Consider the following 16,138-nt stretch of genomic DNA (forward strand, 5'->3'; position numbering starts at 1 on the left):
GGTCCTCGGTGGGGGAAGAGGGGTCAGAGAGCGGCGAGGGCGGGCACGGAGTCGGCGGTGAGCTGGCCGCCGGCACCCGCGAGGCGGATGCGGAATCCGGGTTCGGGGGCGAACGAGACGGCGAGGGTGGCGCGCTCGTCGCCGAGCACCCACTCGAGGTCGAGCGAGCCGTCCGCCTCCACACGGTAGCGGAACTCGCCCTGGAAAGCCGGATGCGTCGAGCGCAGGCGGACGAGCGCGAGTTGCGCGCGCGTCACCTCGCTCGCGAGCGCGACCTCCAGCTCGTCGGGCGTGTAGACGTGACGGTTGACGTCGCGGCCCTGGCCGGTCCGCTGGAAGAGCGCGACGTCATCCAGACCGCCGAGCAGCCCGACGTAGTACAGCTGCGGTGTGCCCGGGAGCCAGAGCTGCACCGCCCGGGCGAGCAGGTAGCTGCGGGCGTCGGCGCCGAGCGCGGAGAAGAAGGTCGCGTTGATCTGGTGCGGAAGGCTCATCCACGCGGGAATGACGGAGGCGACGGTCGAGTGGCCGCCGGTCGCGACGGCGGCGCGCTCGAAGATGGCGGCCATCTCGCCCTGGTCGATGAGCCCGGGCCGGTCGCCGGAGGGTCCGGCGTCGATGATGCCGATGCCGTCGTGGGTGTCGAGCACGGTGATCGCGTTCTGCGGGCGGATGCGCATCCACTCGACGAGGCGATCGGAGGTGCCCGTGCCCAGGCTGTGGAGCAGCAGCGGTGCGAGCGCGAAGTCGTAGACGTAATCGACGAGCGGCGCGATGGCGAGCTGCTGCGTGTAGTGGGCGTGCACCTCCACGAGCACGCGGAGCCCCTCATCGCGGGCCATCGCGACGATCTCGCGGACGAACTCCAGCGTCTCCGGGGTCATGAAGCTGTCCGTTCCGGGCGTCTTGACGGCGTAACCGACTGCGTCCAGACGGACCGTGGTGACCCCGCCCGACCGCAGGGTCGCGAGGATGCGCCGCAGGTATGCGCGGGCCCGGTCGTTGGCCACATCCAGGTCGACCTGGGTCGGCATGAAGGTGGTCCACACCAACCGGCGGCGGCCGTCCGCCATCCGGTACGCCGTGAACGGCAGACCGGGCCGCGGGCGGTAGAACGCCGTGATGCTGTCCTCGGTCGCGCCGTCGGGGAAGACCGTGTCGAAGGTGAGGAACATCCCGTCGTGGGCGGACTGCTCGCCGTTCGCCAGCCAGTCCACGAACTCGGCGGAGTCGCTCGACACGTGGTTGACGATCAGGTCGGCGGTCACCTCGCGCTCCGCGGCGAGGGCACGAACGTCGTCCCAGGTGCCCAGGCGAGGGTCGACCGCGCCGTGGTCGATGGGGTCGAAGCCCGCGTCGGCGCCGTCGAAAGGCACGAAGAACGGCAGGATGTGCACCCCGGCGAAGTCGCGCAGCGGGCCCCCGAGCAGGGCGCGCAGGCGGGGTAAGTCGCCGCCGAGGCGGTCGGCGTAGGCGAGCAGGTCGACGCCGGTCATGCGCGGGCTCCGTCCGCCGGGGTCCCGTCCGCCTGGCTCGCCGCGGTGGAGGTACCGCCGGACCCGGGAGGCGCCGGCCGGTTCGCGCTGGCGTCCGGCGTTCCCGGGTCCGACGGGGTCAGGGCCTCCCGCAGGCCGGCGACGCCGCCGGCCGGGGAGGTGAGCACGGGGAGGTCGACGCCGGCCGATTCGGCGGCCGGGGCCATGGAGGCCTGGGCGAGGACGAGGACGGAGGCCGTTCCGCTCTCCGCGAGCCGGCGCACCTCGTCGGCGATGAGCCGGTCGTGGGTCGCCTGGTCGCCGGCGGCCCGTGCGGCCGCAGCGCCCTCGACGACCGTCGCGGTGACGTCGACCGCGACGCCGCGCGCCGCCGCCTCCCGCTCGATCAGCCGGGTGGTCGGCCCGAGTGTCGCGGTGTTCGTCGCGAGCACCGCGATCCCCCCAGCCGACAGCTCCTGAGTTTTTCCGCCCTCGGACGGCGTGTCAGGCCGAAAAACTCCGGAGCTGTTGGCGTGGGCGGCGAGACGGACGGACTCGGCGGCCATGGCGGCGTCGACGCGGATGACGGGGATGCGGAGCGCGACAGCCGCCTCCTCCGCGGCCTCGCCGATCGACGAGCAGGTCACGAGCACGGCGTCGGCGCCGGACTCGGCGAGGTGACGGAGGTGCCCGGCGACGCGCTCGCGCACCGCGGGGGTGACGCCCTCGGCGATGGCCGTCTCGAGCATCCACGCGTCGACGACATGCTCACGGGAGGCACCGGGAACGGCATCGGCGACGAGCGCGTCGAACGTCGGCGCGAGCGCCGGGACGGTGTGCAGCAGTCCCGCGATCATCACGCCTCCCGCCACGGCCGGGCCTCGCGGTCGACGACCTCGATGAGCGCTTCGAGACGCGGGACCGACAGCTCGCGCAGAGCCGACGGCACGTCGTCGCGGCCGACGACGTCGCTCCACAGGGCACGACCGGCGAGGAAGCCGCTCGCACCCGCCCGGCAGGCCGCCTCGACCGCGGGCAGGAACGCCGGCCGATCGACGCCCTGCGAGAGCACGACCCACGGCCCGGTGATGGAGGCGTTGAGCTTCTCGCTCGCCTCGCGCTGCGCTGCTTCATCACCGGTGCCCGACATCGGCACCTGCACCTTGTAGAGGCTCTGGCCGAGCGGCGACAGCTCCTCCGCCGCCTCGCGGATGGCGACATCCAGATCCCAGGTGCCGGCGTCGAGCTCCTCGGGGGTGGCCCGGACGACCGGCTCCAGCACGGAGAGCACGCCACGCGTGCGGCACTCGGCGACGAACCGCTCGACCAGCCGGACGCGCTGCTCGCGCTTGGCGTCGCGCCGCCAGATCACGAGCAGCTTCAGCGCAGAGACGCCGGCCAGATCGGTCTGGTCGAGGACGACCTCGTCGAGTGCGGTCTCCTCGACCGGACCGCCGTCCTCCTGCGTCAGGGCGTCTGCGGCGAGGATGAGGCCCGTCTCGGCGGGGAGCGCGTCGCGCACGGCCTCGAACCCGTAGTGCCGGTCGATCAGGAAACCGGATGCGAGCGGGCCGAGCGCCTCGGCGACGTCGAGCTTGAACCGGATGAGCACGTCGTCCGCCGGGCGTCCCGCGCCCGCCAGGTCGAACATGTGGCGGAGGCTCTCGCGCTGATCCATCGCGACCATCGCGAGGCCGCCGCTGGGACGGGCGATGGCGTCGAGGTCGAGCGCCGGGCGGGAGGTGGTGTCGGTCATGCGTGTTCCTTGTCGTGGAGCGTGGCCGCGCGCACGAAGGCGTCCAGCAGTGCCGGATCGCCCGCGGACGCGGCGCTGTCGGCGCTGCGCAGGGGCAGCGAGGTCGTGAGGCCGGTGACGCGGTGGGCGGCCAGCATGGCGGCGCCGGTGGCGACCGGCTCCGCAGCGTCCACGCGACGCAACGCGCCGGGGACGAAACGCCGCTTGAGCCGCCACCAGGCACCGTTGGCCGCACCCGGACCGCCGAGCACGGCGAGGTCGCCGGAACGCGGGCCGGCGAGGTCGGTCTGGGCCGCATCCATCCACGCCAGCTGGAGCGCGAGTCCGGCGAGCACGGCGGTCAGCGTCGCCGCGGGGTCGGCCAGCCCGGTGGATGCGGTGCCCGCGTCGCCCGCGGACGCGAGCTCGACGAGGCGCAGCGTCGCGGAGGGGTCCGGCGCGGGCGACTGGCGCCCGCGGAGGTACGGGAGCAGGACGGCCTCGACCGGGCCGCCCGCGAGCCCGAGCGCCTGCTCCTGCACATCGTGGCGATCGGCCCCGGGCAGCAGCTCGGCGAACGCCCATTCCACCAGCGCACCGGCGGTGGGATTGCCCGCCAGCAGCGTCTCGTGGGCGCCGTCCACGGTGCGCGCGAGGCTCATCCCGTGGCGGCGCGCGCCCTGCCGGGAGACGTCGTCGGCGACCCGCAGCAGCGCTTCCGCGGTGCCGACCGAGTCGGCGGCCTGGCCGGGTGCGCGGACTCCCGCGGCCCAGGCGCCGACGGCGTGGTCGTGGCCGGCGACGACCACGGGCAGCCCGGCTGGGAGGCCAAGCGCGGCAGCGGCCGAGACGGTCAGGGTCCCGGCGATACCGCCCGGCTCGACGACGCGCGGGAAGCGCTCAGGGGTCACGCCGGCGAGCGCGAGCAGCTCGGGGTCGAAGGATGCGGCGAGCGCGCCCCCGCGCTCGGGCAGGCGATACGCCATGGTGCGGGCGGCGAGCGTGTGGTCCGTGGCCGCCTCTCCGGTGAGCGCCTCGACGATCAGTCCGTCGGCGCCGCGCCAGCGCGCATCGGCGAGCCGCGCATCCCCGTCTGCCGCCAGCCGGAGCCAGTGCGTCAGCGGCGACTTGGCCGGGGCGGGCACGCCGGTCGCCGCGTACAGCGCTTCGGCGCCGGCGGCCGCGACCAGGCGGTCGGCGGTCGGCGTGTCTCCGTCGGCCCAGCGCAGGAGGTCGCCCTGGGGGCGTCCGTCCGGGGCGACCAGGCAGCCGGTCTCGCCCATCGAGGCCACGCCGAGCGCGGCGATCGGGTACGGGCTGTCGGCGGCGATCTCCCGGATCGCCCCCAGCACGACCGCCTGGAGCCCCGCGCCGTTTCCGGGCGTCGGGACGGTCAGCGTCCGCTCTTCGCGCGCGGAATCACCCAGCAGCGCCAGGACCACCTTGGTGTTGGTGGTGCCGACGTCCACGCCGAGGGCGGCGAGAGAGGCGGAGGTCACGTGCTCCATTCTGTTCACTTCTGAACATTCACGTCAAGATTTGTGCGTTTGTTGACAAGTGTTCGGGGCAGCCGCTTGGATGGACGGGTGCGTTACACCGATGCCCCCGCCCGCCGAGAGGAGCTGCTCCGACGGCTCTCCGCCGAGGGCTACGTGTCGTCGTCGCGCGTCGCGGAAGAGCTCGGCGTCTCCGAGATGACCATCCGCCGCGACCTCCGGCAGCTCGAAGGGGAGGGGCTCGCCCGGCGGGTGATCGGCGGCGCCAGCCTCCCGAACCTCGGCCACGGGCGTCCCTTCGACGAGCGCGCCGTCACCGGCAGCGGCGAGAAGCACGCCATCGCCGAGGCCTGCCTCGACCTTCTCGACGGCGCCGTCACGGTCGCCCTCGACGCCGGCACCTCCGTCGCACCCCTGACCGGGATGCTGCAGCCCGGCACCACGATCGTGAGCCACTCCGCGCCGGTCATCCAGGCCGCCATCGAGCGTGCCGACGTCGAGCTCGTCGCCGTCGGCGGCGTGTACCAGAGCGAGACCCGCTCCTTCGCCGGCGCCACCGCACGCCGGACCATCGCCGACTACTCCGTCGACATCGCCGTCCTCTCGGCGACGGCGGTCGACACCACCGGCATCCTCTGCGCCAACGCACTCGACGCCGAACTCAAGCAGGAGCTCGCCCGCGCGGCCCGCACCACCATCCTGCTGGTCGACCACTCCAAGCTCGGAGCGCGCGCCCCGATCCGCGTCGGCGGCCTGGACCTGGTGGATGTGATCCTCACCGACCCGGGCGCCCACCCCGACGACCTGCAGGCGCTGCGCGACGCCGGTGCGACCGTCGTGGTCGCCGGCGAGCACCTCGCGCCGGACGCTCTGACCTCCCGCGCGACCAGCGCCACCACCGACGCACCGGGGGTCGGTGTCTCGTGATGCGGCTCGGCGCTGTCGCCGACGACGTCACCGGAGCCTGCGACCTGGCCGGACGCGTCGCCGAAGCGGGGCTCCCGGCGAGCGTGCTGCTCGGCACCCCGGTTTCGGACGTATCGCCGGATGATGTGTTCGCCCCGGCCGGTTCGTCGTGCGCGGTCGTCGCCCTGAAGGTACGGACCGCGCCCGTGGCGCACGCGGTCGCCGCCTCGTCGGAGGCCGCCCGGTTCCTCGTGGGCGCGGGCGCGACGCTGCTGTACCAGAAGTACTGCTCGACCTTCGATTCGACGCCGGAGGGCAACATCGGGCCGATCGCGGACGCGCTCGCGGCCGTCGCTGCGGAAGGCGCCACAGCCGATGCGCCGACCGCTGTCACCATCGGGACTCCCGCGACCCCGGACGCCGCGCGCACCCAGTACCAGGGCGTGCTCTTCGCCGACGGGGTGCCGCTGGCCGAGTCCCCGATGCGCGACCACCCGCTGACGCCCATGCGCGACTCGAACGTCGTCCGCCTGCTCGCCCCGCAGACCTCCGCGCCCGTCTCCCTGGTGCGCTGGCTGGACGTGCAGCGCGGGGCCGACGCGGTCGTCGACCGCATCGGCGACGGACACACCCTCGTGGACGCCCTCACCGAAGACGACCTCGACACCGTCGCGGCGGCCGTCCTCCGCGTGGCCGCCGAGCGTCCCGTCGTCGCGGGCGGCGGCGCAGGGGTGGGGACCGCGCTGGCGCGCGTCGCGGTCCGCGAGTTCGGCGCCACCGGACCCGCCGCCTCCCTCCCGGCCGTCCCCGTGACAGGCCGTCTCATCCTCGCCGGAAGCGCTTCCGCCGCCACCCGCAGTCAGATCGCTGCTTTCACCGGCGAACGCCACGAACTCGACCCGCTCGACCTCGCTCGCGACCCCGGCACGCTCGACCGCCTCCGCGATGCCCTCGCCTCGCGCACCGACCGGCTGACGCCCGTCCTGCTGCACGCGTCGCCGGATGTGGCGACCGCACAGCGCGAACTGGGCGCCGAGCGGGCCGCGGCACTGCTGGAGAACGCCCTCTCCGAACTCGCGGCCTGGGCCGTCGACGAGCTGGAGGTCAGTCATCTGCTCGTCGCGGGAGGCGAGACCTCCGGCGCCGTGACCACCCGCCTGGGCATCGAGCGCCTGCGGATCGGCGTGCAGGCCGCCCCCGGCGTGCCGTGGGCGGTCGCCCGCACAGGCTCAGGCCGCACCGTCGCCGTGCTGCTCAAGTCGGGAAACTTCGGTCGCCCGACCCTGTTCACCGACGCGTGGGAGGTGGCACCGTGACGCGCTCCGAGGACACGGCCCTGCGGGAGAGGGATGCGCGCGAGGCGGAGGCCCGCGCGGCGGTCGTCCGCGCCTGCCGCCACCTGTCAGCGGCCGGCCTGTCGCCCGGAAGCTCGGGCAACGTGAGCGTGCGCGTCGGCTCCCGCATCATCGCGACGCCGACCGGCTCCTCCCTGCGCTCCGTCACCGAAGAGCAGCTGGCCGCGACGCCCGCCGATCAGGAGGGCGCACCGCGACCCACCAAGGAGCTGCCGCTGCACGCCGCGATGTACGCCGCGCATCCCGACGCCACCGCCGTGGTCCACCTCCACTCGCCGTACGCGACGGCGATCGCCTGCCTCCCGGCGACGGAGGGCGGGTTCGCCCAGCTGCCTCCGCTGACGCCGTATCGCGTGATGCGGCTGGGCGATGTGCCGCTCGTCCCGTATGCGCGTCCGGGCAGTGCCGAACTCGCCGCGGGCGTGGCCGCGGCCGCGCCCGAGCATCCTGCTCTGCTGCTCGCCAACCACGGCCCCGTGGTCGCGGCCGGCACCCTCGACGGCGCCATCGACCTGGTCGAGGAGCTCGAGACGGCCGCCCAGCTGACGCTACTGCTGAAGCAGGCCCCGGCCGTCCCGCTCGACGCGGCGGCGATCGCCGCGCTCACCCCGCCGGGCCACTGAACCGCCGTCCCGCCGTTCCGCCCCACGCACCTCCCCCACATCCCGCACCCGCTCGATCCCCCTCAGGAGCACTCGTGTCCAGCGTCCGCGCTGCTCGTCCGTCCGCCTCCCGTCCGCCGTCGCGCACACCGCGCGGCGCCCGCATCCCCTCGGCCAGGCCCACCGAACGGCACCTGTCGTCGGTGCCGCGGTTCCTGCTGTGGCAGGCCGCGCGACAGCCCGCCAGCCTCGGTGCCGGCATGCTGTTCGGCGTCGTCTGGATGCTGTGCCAGGCCGTCTGGCCCTACCTACTCGGCCGCGCGGTCGACGAGGGGGTCTCCGGCGACTCCGGCCGCCTGTGGACCTGGTGCGGCGCCCTGCTGATCGTCGCCGTCGTCCAGGCGATCACCGGGATGCTGCGCCACCGGATGGCCATCTCCAACTGGCTGCGCTCGTCGCTCGGCGTGGCCCGGCTGATCGGCTACCACTCCGCCGAGACCGGTCCGGCGATCACCGCAACGACCTCGTCGGGCGAGATCGTCGCGACTGTGAGCACCGACTCCCTGCGCCTGGGTGCGATGTACGAGGTGACCGCCCGGCTCGGCGGCGGTGTCGTCGCGTTCATCGTGGTGTCGATCATCATGCTGTCCGCCAGCGTTCCCCTCGGCCTCGCCGTCGTCATCGGCGTCCCGGCCGTGGCCGCCGTGCTCGCCCTGCTGCTGCGGCCGCTTCGCGCACGGCAGGCCGTGTGGCGCGAGGAGTCCGGCGGCCTCACCACCCTCGGCGCCGACACGGTCGTCGGCCTGCGCGTGCTGCGCGGCATCGGCGGCGAGCAGGAGTTCGTCGAGCGGTATGCCGACCAGTCGCAGCGGGTCCGTGCCGCCGGGGTCGGCGTGGCCAAGACGCAGAGCTGGCTCGACGGACTGCAGGTGCTCCTGCCCGGCGTCTTCCTGGTCTTCATCGTCTGGTTCGGCGCCCACCTCGCGGTCGACGGCACCATCACGCCCGGCCAGCTGACCGCGTTCTACGGCTACGCGACCTTCCTCGTGCTCCCGCTGCGCACCGCGGTCGAGGCCGCGCAGACCTTCACCGCCGGGGTCGTGTCCGCCCGTCGCGTGCTCTCCGTGCTCCGCACGCGGCCCGCCGCGCAGGACGCCGACGAGACCGCGGAGGCGCCGGCGTGGGGATCGGCGATCGAAGACCTCGCCTCCGGCGTCGTCATCCCGCCCGGCCGGTTCACTGCGATCGTGGATGCGGACCCCGACGAGGCCGCCGCCATCGCGACCCGCATCGGCCGCTTCGACGACGCCGTGCACCGCGAGGCGCCGGTGCTGTGGGGCGGCGTCGACCACACCCGCGTCCCCGTCCGCGACGTGCGCCGGCGCATCGTCGTGAACGACGCGAACCCGCACCTGTTCGGCGGCCGGTTGCTGGACGGCCTCGACACGCTGCCCGTGCGCGACGAGGAGGCCGGCCGCTGGCGCGAGGACGACACCTCCACCGGGCGGATGCGCCGGGTCTCCGCCGCGCTCGACGCGGCGGCAGCGACCGAGACCGTCGACGCGCTCCCCGAGGGCGTGCACGAGCGCGTCGCCGAGCGCGGCCGCACCTTCTCCGGCGGCCAGCGGCAACGCCTCAGCCTCGCCCGAGCGCTGCTCACCGACGCCGAGGTGCTCGTGCTCATCGAGCCGACGAGCGCGGTGGATGCGCACACCGAGTCGCAGATCGCCGAACGGCTCCGGGAGGCCCGCGACGGCCGCACCACCGTCGTCGTCACCGCCAGCCCGCTGCTCCTCGACCGGATGGACACCATCGCCGTGGTGCGGAAGGGCCGGGTCGTCGGCACCGGAACGCACCAGCAGCTGCTGCGCCAGGAGGACGACCTCGGCGACCTCTACCGCGCGATCGTCTCGCGCACGATCTCGGCCGCCGAGCCGGCCGAAGGCGAAGACCTCGACGCCGCCTGGACCGGCTCGATCGACGCGCTCTGGACGGCGACGCATCCCGTGACGGCGCAGCGCCCGGAGAGCGGACGCAAGGCGAAGAGACCGAAGAAGAAGGACAAGCGCACGAAGAAGGGAACGGGCGATGCTGCTGCCGATCGCTAGCACCAGGACGGTCCGGGAGACCGGCGCGCGTCTCATCCGCCAGCACCGCGGCGGCCTCTCCGTCGTGCTGGTCCTGCACACCCTCGCCGCGGTCGCCGGGCTCGCCGGACCGGCCCTCATCGGTGTCATCATCGACGGCGTCACCGGCCGCACTCTCGTCACGAGCGGGATCGACACGATCGCGCTCATCCTGCTCGTCGCCATCGTCTGCCAGGCCGTCCTGATCCGGTTCGCCCAGCGGCAGTCGATGATTCTCGGCGAGGGGGTCTTCGCACAGCTGCGGGAGGAGTTCCTCGCGACCGCCGCGCGGCTCCCGCTCTCCACCGTCGAGGCGGCGGGGACGGGCGACCTGCTCGCGCGCACCACCAACGACATCCAGTCGGTCGCCCAGACCGTGCGGTTCGGCGTCCCGCGCATCCTGGTCGCCAGCGTCACGGCCGTGCTGACGGTCGTCGCGGCTTTCCTGGTGAACCCTGCCGTCGCTGTCGCCATGTTCGCCGGCGTGCCGATCCTTGTGATCGCAGCGCGCTGGTACCTCCGGCGCTCCGGCCCCGGCTACCAGCGCCAGCTGGCCTCCTACGCGACCCTCGGCGGAACGATCAGCGAGACCGTGGACGGCGTGCGGACCATCGAGGCGCTCAGCCTCGCCCCGGCTCAGCGCGCCAAGATCGACGCCGCCCTCCGCGAGCGCCGCGAGTCGGAGTGGTACACGCTCTGGCTGCGCTCCTGGTTCTTCCCGAGCACCGACATCGCGTTCCTGCTCCCGGTGATCGTCGTCATCGCGTGGGGCGCGTTCCTCGTGGGCAGCGGCGCCGCGACGATCGGCGCCGTCACCGCGGTCGCCCTCTACGCGATGCAGCTGGTGTCGCCGGTCGACGAGCTGATCAGCTGGCTGGACGAGATCCAGGTCGGCACCACCGCCCTGTCGCGCATCATCGGCGTCGCCGACGTGCCGGAGGACCGCCACGCGACCGGCGAGCAGCCGGTCGACGAGCACGTGCTGGCCGAAGACGTGCGCTTCTCCTACCGCGACGGCATAGAGGTGCTGCACGGCGTCACCCTCGACCTGGCCGTCGGCGAGCGCCTCGCCATCGTCGGACCGTCCGGGTCGGGCAAGTCGACACTCGGCCGCCTGATGGCCGGCATCACCGAGCCGACCAGCGGACGCATCACCGTCGGCGGTGTCCGGCTCGTCGACCTCCCGCTCGACGACCTCCGCAGCCACGTCGCCCTCGTCACGCAGGAGCACCACGTCTTCGTCGGCACCATCGCCGAGAACCTGTCGCTCGCGAAGCCGGGCGCCGGCCGCGACGAGCTCGCCCGGGCGCTCCGGGTGGTGGATGCGCTGCGCTGGGTCGCCGCGATGCCGAAGGGACTCGACACGGTCGTCGGCTCCGGCGGCGTCGTCCTCACCCCGGCGCAGGCGCAGCAGCTCGCCCTCGCTCGGCTGGTGCTCCTCGACCCGCACACGCTCATCCTCGACGAGGCGACCTCGCTGCTCGACCCCACCGCAGCCCGCGACCTGGAACGCGCGATGAACCGCGTATTGGAGGGCCGGACCGTCGTCGCGATCGCGCACCGCCTCCACACCGCGCACGACGCCGACCGCATCGCCGTGGTGCGCGACGGCGCCGTGGAGGAGCTGGGCAGCCACGAAGAACTGGTGGCCGCGGGCGGTGTGTACGCGGAACTCTGGGCGTCGTGGCACGGAGGCGGTCGGTGAGCGCCGCCGGAAGGCCGGGTGCCCTCACGTGGCGTGGCGTCGTCGAAGGGTTCTATGGCGAACCCTGGTCGCACGCGGACCGGCTCGCCTGGTTCGAGCGGGGTGGTGCGATCGGGCTCGACCGCTACCTGTACGCCCCCAAGGACGATCCGTGGCACCGCGAGGAGTGGCGGGAGCCCTATCCCGCCGACCGGCTCGCCGACCTCGCCGAGCTGAACCGGGCCGCCGCCGAGCGCGGCGTGCTCTTCGTCTACGCGATCTCGCCGGGCCTCTCGATGCGCTTCGACGACGACGCGGAGCACGACGCGCTCGCGGTGAAGTGCCGGCAGCTCCTCGACGCGGGCATCCGCTCGTTCGCCCTCCTCTTCGACGATGTGCCGATGGACGAGCCGGAGGCCCTCGGCCGCGCCCATGGAGAGGTCGCGGCCCGGTTCGAGCGCGGCTTCCTCCGCCCGGGGGGCATCGACGAACCGGTACTGCTCTGCCCGACCGACTACGCCGGCGTCGAGCGGACGCCGTACCGCTTCGGGCTGGCCGAGACGCTCCCGACCGACGCCCGCCTGCTGTGGACGGGCGCGGACGTCGTTGTCGGCACGGTCACCGCCGACGACATCACCCGAGCCGTCGAGAGCTTCGGCCGCGACCTGGTGCTCTGGGACAACTTCCCCGTCAACGACTTCGACCGCTCGCGCGTCTTCCTCGGTCCGCTGGCCGGGCGGGAGCCAGCGCCGGGACTGGTCGGCATCGTCGCCAACCCGATGGTCGAAGCAGCGCCCTCCCGGCTCGCGCTGGAGACGGTCGCCGAGTGGGCGGCCGACCCGGCCGGGTACGACGCGGCAGACGCAGCCGACCGCGCTTACGCGGCGGTCGTCGGCGGCGACCCGAGGCTCCGTGCCCTCGTGGCGGCGTGCAGCGCCTGGCCGCCCGGAGCCCCGCGTTGGCCGGACCTCGACGCCGCCGTCGACGCCGAGCGATGGGATGCGGCAGGCGCTCTGCTCTCCGAGCTCGCGGACACGCATGCGGCGACGTCCGTGCCGGCCGACCTCGCCGAGCAGCTGGAGCCGTGGATCGTCGCGGCGCGGGCCGCCGGTTCCGCGGGAGCGCTCGCGTGCCGGGCGTTGGCCGCTCCCGACATCCACACGGCCGGCGACGCCTCCGCGCTCCTCGACGCCCGGCGTGAGCTGGAGTCCGAGTACGCCGACGTCGCGCGCGGCACCGTCCTCGCCCTCGTGGACGCGGCCCTCGAACGCCTCGGGGTCGCAGCCCACCGCACCCACGGCGACGGCTCGCTCGTCGCCGTGCTCAGCGGCCCCAACCCGACGCCGGGCGACCGCGAACTCGTCGAGTTCCTCGGCCGGTCCGGGATGCGCGCACACCTGGGCGACGACCCCAACGCGGACCTCGTCATCGTCACGCGCGCCGCGCCCGAGGAGGTCGCGCGGGCCGCCGCGTCCCGTCCCGTGCCGCTGCTGGCGTGGGGGCACCTCGTCCCGCTGGGGCTGGCGTCGGCCGCAGCCGTCCCGCTGTCGCTGGACCGCATCCACATCTCCGCCGCCGAGCACCCGGCCGCCGCGGGTCTCGACGGCGAGGTGGTCGTCTACCGCGGACGCTCGAAGCTCACCGTCGCGGACCCTCCGGCAGACGCGGACGTGGTCGCACGCGACCCCGAGTCCGGCCGCGTGGTGATCGGCATCACCCCGGCCGGGTCACCCCTCGCCGACGGCTCGCCCGCTCCTGCCGCGCGTGCCACGTTCTTCCTCGCAGCCGACGGCTTCGCCCCGTGGCTGGTGACCCCCGAGGCTCGCGACCTCCTGCTCGCCACCCTCCGCGCCCTCCTCCCCTGATCCCCCCGCAGATTCGTGCCGAATGTGCGGAATAGCGAGTCGATAACGCACATTCGGCACGAATCTCGCGCCTCCGACCGCGGAACGCACTCGCACGAGAGCGGCCTAGAGTAATGCGTGTATGGCTGAGCATCCTCCCGCATCCCTCTCCGACCAGCCCGAGCCCGTCGTCGTCACCCTCGACCCCGGTCCCGGCGCGCCCCGGTTCGCCCGCGACGACATCGTGCAGCGCAAGGGCCTCTTCACGCTGGTCTCCGGCCCCTTCACGCCGCGGGAGTCCATGATCGAAGACCTCCTCGCCGTGCGCGACGCGCTCGATGCGGCCGGTCTCGAGTACCTGCTCGTGCGCGACGACGACAACCGCTTGATCGTGGCGCTCGACCGCCGGCGCCGCAAAGAGGTCTCGGCGGTCCTCGCCGAAGCGTTCGCCGACGAGCCCTTCTACTCCCGCAGCATCGACCCCGAGAAGGACGAGCACGGTGACGACCTGCTCATCGCCGACGGCCGCCTCTCGCGCCGGAAGGCCGACATCCTGCGCCTGTACCGTCCTCGGCTCGAACCCATCGGACGGCTGCGCTACGGCGCCGACACCGCGTTCCAGCTCGAGTTCTGGCGGTTCGGCGACGACGAGATCACCGCACCGCGCGAGAACGCCCTCATGCGGCCGCGCCTTCCCCGCAGCGAAGCGGTCGAGGCCGAGGTGGAGCTGTACGGACGACGCTGGCGCACCCTCCAGCACATGTTCGACCCGCTGGCGAGCGACATCGCCTTCGACGTCGACATCGTGTTCTCGTGGGTCGACGGCTCCAGTGCGGAGTACCAGCGGCAGCGGGCCGCGCGGATGGCGGCGTACGTGGTCGGGGAGGGCGACGACAACGAGGCCCGCTTCCGGCAGATCGACGAGCTCAAGTACGCACTCCGCAGCGTCCATATGTTCGCCCCGTGGATCCGGAACATCTACATCGCGACCGACTCCCCGGTGCCGCCGTGGCTCGACCCGGAGCATCCGCGCATCCACATCATGCGGAGCGAGGACTTCTTCGCGGACACCTCCACACTGCCCACGCACAACTCGCACGCCGTCGAGAGCCAGCTGCACCACATCCCGGGCCTGTCGGAGCACTTCCTCTACAGCAACGACGACATGTTCATCGGCCGTCCGCTGTCGCCCGACGTGTTCTTCTCGCCCGGCGGGATCACCAAGTTCGTCGAGGCGGGGACGCGCATCGGACTGGGCGAGACCGACCCGGCGCGCAGCGGATTCGAGAATGCGGCTCGAGTAAACCGCCGCCTGCTCTGGGAGCGATTCGGCGCCGTCACGACCCGCCATCTCGAGCACTGCGCGGCCCCGCTGCGCATCAGCGTGCTGCGGGAGATGGAGCGCGAGTTCGCGGAGGACTTCCGGCGCACCGCCGCGAGCCCGTTCCGCTCGGCGACCGACATCTCGGTCACCAATTCGCTCTACCACTACTACGCGCTGATGACCGGGCGCGCGGTGACGCAGACGCAGGCGAAGGTGCTCTACATCGAGACGACGCTGCGGCAGGCGCCCTACATGATGCGGCGCCTCCTGAAGCGGCGCGATCAGGACATGTTCTGCCTCAACGACGGCTCGAAGCCCGAGATCAGCCCCGAGGAGCGGACGCGGATCGTGACCGACTTCCTCGAGCGCTACTTCCCGTTCGCGGCCCCCTGGGAGCGTCCCGGCACCTGAGGCGCGCTCCCGCCGCCGCCCGGGGTGGCTACGATTTGCGCCAAATCTCGGTTATGGCGCGTCTATAACGACGATTTGCGCCAAATCTCCGCATGGTCGTGCTGACGGCGATTTGCGCCAAATCTGGGTTATGGCGCGTCCATAACGACGATTTGGCGCAAATCTCCGCCCGGACGGGAGGGGCGAGGCGAGGGTCAGGCGAGGACGCTGATGGGCTCGGTCGGGGTCTCGCGACGCGGCGCCGGCGGGATGCGGATGCCATCCTCGGCCAGGCGCCGGGCCGACTCCTCCGCGTCCACGTAGTCGAGCGTCGGGTAGTGCCCGAGCGGCACCACCGAGTGGAGCACGGTGTTCGGGTACACGTGCACCAGGTTGAAGGCGAGCGCGCCATCCCGGCCGCGGGTGCCTCCCACCGGCACGTTGAGGTCTTGCGTGTAGCAGCTCGCCGACGACACCGACACGGGGATGCCCGCGAAGGTCGCCGTCGACGAGTAGTGGAGGTGCCCGGCCAGGATGCTGCGCACGTCGCTGCCCTCCAGCACCTCGCGCAGCTGCGACTGGTCGCGCAGCTCCACGGAGACGGCGAGGTCGAGCACGCTCGGGATGGGCGGGTGATGCATCGCGAGGATGGTGCCCTCCGGCGCCGGCATCGCCAGTTCGGCCGCCAGCCAGTCCAGCTGCGACTCGCTGACGTCGCCGTAGTGGTGTCCGGGCACGGTGGAGTCGAGGACGATGACGCGCAGTCCGCCGAGCCAGTACACGTCGTCGATCGGTGACGTGTCGCCGAGCTCGTCGCGCAAGCCCTGCCGGAACGACGCACGATCGTCGTGGTTGCCCATCACCCAGATGACGCGCGCGCCCATCCGCTCGGCCGCCGGGTCGACGAGGGCGCGCAGCCGCGCGTAGGCGTCGGGTTGGCCGCGGTCGGCGAGATCGCCGGTGAAGACGATCGCCTCCGGCCTGCCACCGGACGCCTCGACCTCCGCGAGGAGGGCGCGGAGGTGCTGTTCGCTGTCGACGGTGCCGTAGAGCTGTTCGCCTCCCGCCAGCAGATGGGTGTCGCTGATGTGGAGGAGGAAGTGGTCCGGCCGCGGGTATTCCGCGATTCGCGTCTTCACGGGGCTATCACACCACCTACGTCTGAACGGATCGTGAACGCTCACGGTGTGCCGCCTGCATT

12 protein-coding genes are annotated in these 16,138 nt (G+C 73.1%); 7 read left to right on the forward strand and 5 right to left on the reverse strand.

Annotated elements, in window-relative coordinates; genetic code table 11:
* Window positions 1-23: 23 nt before the first annotated feature.
* The 4 genes from gtfA to ABIC47_RS06000 are packed head-to-tail and all read right to left on the reverse strand — an operon-like array spanning window position 24 to window position 4,718.
* Window positions 24-1,496, reverse strand: a complete 1,473-nt coding sequence (gene gtfA / locus ABIC47_RS05985) for a sucrose phosphorylase (protein ID WP_354478280.1) — start codon at window positions 1,494-1,496, stop codon at window positions 24-26.
* On the reverse strand, window positions 1,493-2,332 hold the full coding sequence (locus tag ABIC47_RS05990; protein WP_354478712.1) for a hypothetical protein: 840 nt from the start codon (window positions 2,330-2,332) through the stop codon (window positions 1,493-1,495). Before ABIC47_RS05990 ends, gtfA begins: the two co-directional genes overlap by 4 nt.
* Window positions 2,332-3,231 carry a hypothetical protein gene (locus tag ABIC47_RS05995; protein WP_089879173.1) on the reverse strand — a complete coding sequence of 300 codons (900 nt, stop codon included), beginning with the start codon at window positions 3,229-3,231 and terminating at the stop codon, window positions 2,332-2,334. The genes ABIC47_RS05990 and ABIC47_RS05995 overlap by 1 nt, the downstream gene beginning before the upstream one ends.
* Window positions 3,228-4,718, reverse strand: coding sequence for an FGGY-family carbohydrate kinase (locus ABIC47_RS06000; protein WP_354478283.1), 1,491 nt, complete (start codon window positions 4,716-4,718; stop codon window positions 3,228-3,230). The genes ABIC47_RS05995 and ABIC47_RS06000 overlap by 4 nt, the downstream gene beginning before the upstream one ends.
* A 78-nt stretch (window positions 4,719-4,796) precedes the next feature.
* Between ABIC47_RS06000 and ABIC47_RS06005 the strand changes: the two genes are divergently transcribed.
* From ABIC47_RS06005 to ABIC47_RS06035, 7 genes are all read left to right on the forward strand, one after another.
* Complete coding sequence (locus ABIC47_RS06005) at window positions 4,797-5,633, forward strand: DeoR/GlpR family DNA-binding transcription regulator (protein ID WP_354478286.1); 837 nt, start codon at window positions 4,797-4,799, stop codon at window positions 5,631-5,633.
* Window positions 5,633-6,928, forward strand: coding sequence for a 3-oxo-tetronate kinase (gene otnK / locus ABIC47_RS06010; RefSeq protein WP_354478289.1), 1,296 nt, complete (start codon window positions 5,633-5,635; stop codon window positions 6,926-6,928). The genes ABIC47_RS06005 and otnK overlap by 1 nt, the downstream gene beginning before the upstream one ends.
* Window positions 6,925-7,590 (forward strand): class II aldolase/adducin family protein, encoded by a 666-nt coding sequence (locus ABIC47_RS06015; protein ID WP_354478292.1) that lies wholly within the window; start codon window positions 6,925-6,927, stop codon window positions 7,588-7,590. The genes otnK and ABIC47_RS06015 overlap by 4 nt, the downstream gene beginning before the upstream one ends.
* A 74-nt stretch (window positions 7,591-7,664) precedes the next feature.
* Window positions 7,665-9,677, forward strand: coding sequence for an ABC transporter transmembrane domain-containing protein (locus ABIC47_RS06020; protein WP_354478295.1), 2,013 nt, complete (start codon window positions 7,665-7,667; stop codon window positions 9,675-9,677).
* Window positions 9,658-11,400: an ABC transporter ATP-binding protein gene (locus tag ABIC47_RS06025; RefSeq protein ID WP_354478298.1), complete on the forward strand. Its 1,743-nt coding sequence runs from the start codon at window positions 9,658-9,660 to the stop codon at window positions 11,398-11,400. The genes ABIC47_RS06020 and ABIC47_RS06025 overlap by 20 nt, the downstream gene beginning before the upstream one ends.
* Window positions 11,397-13,244, forward strand: coding sequence for a beta-N-acetylglucosaminidase domain-containing protein (locus tag ABIC47_RS06030; RefSeq protein WP_354478300.1), 1,848 nt, complete (start codon window positions 11,397-11,399; stop codon window positions 13,242-13,244). Before ABIC47_RS06025 ends, ABIC47_RS06030 begins: the two co-directional genes overlap by 4 nt.
* A 121-nt stretch (window positions 13,245-13,365) precedes the next feature.
* Window positions 13,366-14,958: a stealth family protein gene (locus ABIC47_RS06035; protein ID WP_354478303.1), complete on the forward strand. Its 1,593-nt coding sequence runs from the start codon at window positions 13,366-13,368 to the stop codon at window positions 14,956-14,958.
* A 194-nt stretch (window positions 14,959-15,152) separates the two neighbouring features.
* Here the strand turns inward: ABIC47_RS06035 and ABIC47_RS06040 are convergent, their stop codons facing one another.
* Complete coding sequence (locus tag ABIC47_RS06040; protein ID WP_020076274.1) at window positions 15,153-16,076, reverse strand: phosphodiesterase; 924 nt, start codon at window positions 16,074-16,076, stop codon at window positions 15,153-15,155.
* Window positions 16,077-16,138 lie beyond the last annotated feature (62 nt).

It is taken from the genome of Leifsonia sp. 563 (assembly GCF_040545055.1).
In the GTDB taxonomy this organism is placed as follows: domain Bacteria; phylum Actinomycetota; class Actinomycetes; order Actinomycetales; family Microbacteriaceae; genus Leifsonia.